The sequence below is a fragment of the Streptomyces sp. NPDC058650 genome (assembly GCF_042717315.1).
Lineage (GTDB): Bacteria > Actinomycetota > Actinomycetes > Streptomycetales > Streptomycetaceae > Streptomyces.
Window position 1 is genome coordinate 1 of record NZ_JBHXRL010000050.1, and the last position, 1,701, is coordinate 1,701.

Genomic DNA, 1,701 nt, shown 5'->3' on the forward strand with positions numbered 1-1,701 from the left:
CTGCAGGCGCTCGCGGGCGTCATCCCCGCGCCCCGCGGCACGGTCGACGTGCTCGGCGTCGACCCGGCACGCTGCGCCGCTCGCGAGCGCGCCCGGCGCATCGGCTTCGTCTTCCAGAACCCCGAACACCAGTTCATCGCCCCGACGGTGGCGGAGGAGCTCGCCCAGGGCCTGCATCTGCAGGGTGTCTCCGAAGCCGACGCCGAACCCCGCGTCGAGGCCATGCTCGAGCGCTTCGGCCTCGAGTCGCTTCGCGGCCAGCACCCGTTCCTGCTCTCGGGCGGGCAGAAGCGGCGCCTCTCCGTCGGCACCGCGCTCATCGCCGGTGCGCCGGTGCTCGCGCTCGACGAGCCGACGTTCGGGCAGGACCGGGCTCGCGCCTCCGAACTGCTCGACATGCTCCGCGCGCTGAACGATGACGGCACCACCGTGCTCGTCGTCACCCACGACCTGCAGCTCGTCGCCGACTACGCGAGCCACATCGCCGTCATGGACAGCGGTCGGCTCCTCGGCGTCGGCCCCACGGTCGAGGTGCTCGCCGGCCCGCTCGTCGAGCAGGCGGGACTCCGTCACCCTCCGCTCGCCCGGGCCACCCGCGGCCTCGCGCGGCACACCGCCTGGCACTCGGTGACCCGGATGTCCCAACTGCCCGTCTCCTCGAAGGGGGCGTCGTGAGCGCGGCGGGCGAGGGCGGCGCGGTCTCCCCCGGGCTCGAAGCGGCACCCGCCGACGGGCACGAGCCGCACGCGGCATCCGCTGCCCTCGATCCGTTCGCCGAGCATCGCACGCAGCGCCCGTCGCGATTCCTCTACGCACTGAACCCGCTCGCGAAGCTCGCCGCACCGCTACCGGTGATGGTCGTCGTCATGTTCAGCCGGGGCATCGCGCTGCCGCTCGCGTTCATCGTGTTCGCGGCGGCCGTGCTGCTGATCGGTGCGCGGCTGTCTGCCCGCGCGATCGCGGCGCTGCTCCTCGGCATCCCGGTCGCCGCGCTCGTGCTCGGCGTCACCTTCGGCGTGTGGGTCGACCCGTCGAGCGTGGCCGACCACCCCGCGGCATCCGTCACCCTCGTCTCGATCGGCGACTGGGACTTCACGCTCGCGGCCTACCTCGTGGGCTTCGCGACCGGCCTCCGCATCCTCGCGATCCTGCTGCTCTCGCTCATCGCCGGCATCACGTCGACGGGCACCGAGTTCGTGCGCTCGATGGTCCAGAACCTTCGCGTGCCGTATCGCCTCGGCTACACCGCCCTCGCCGCGCTGCGGTTCGTACCGCGATTCGGGCACGAACTCGAGATCATCCGGGCCGCTCACCGAGTGCGGGGCACGGATGTCGGGCGCGGGCCGGTCGCGGCCGTGCGACGGTCGCTCGGCTACATCGTGCCCCTGCTCGCCTCGGCGATCCGGCATGCCGAGCGCGTCGCCCTCGCGATGGACGCGCGCGCCTTCGGGGCCCACCGCACCCGCACCGAGCGGCACCTCTCGCCGTGGCGGGTGCGCGACACGGTGTTCGTCGCGTGCTTCCTCGCGGTGTGCATCGTCATCGCCGTGCTGACCTGGGGCCGCTGAGCACCCCGGATCCCCAGCTCGCGCCTCAGGTGAGTACCCGATCGGCGTTGAAGGGCGCTGCTTGCGGGCCTCAGGCGGTACTCCCGCGCCGATCGGGTACTCGGGGTGCAGGGGCGGCGGATGGGCCGCGGAT

At 73.1% G+C, this 1,701-nt stretch carries 2 protein-coding genes; both read left to right on the forward strand.

Annotated features, from left to right (window positions below):
• On the forward strand, positions 1-675 hold a 675-nt coding region (locus ACFWWU_RS37135; protein ID WP_384153585.1), incomplete at its 5' end, for an ABC transporter ATP-binding protein.
• Positions 672-1,568, forward strand: coding sequence for an energy-coupling factor transporter transmembrane component T family protein (locus tag ACFWWU_RS37140; RefSeq protein ID WP_384153588.1), 897 nt, complete (start codon positions 672-674; stop codon positions 1,566-1,568). The genes ACFWWU_RS37135 and ACFWWU_RS37140, both read left to right, overlap by 4 nt.
• The last annotated feature ends 133 nt before the right edge of the window (positions 1,569-1,701 follow it).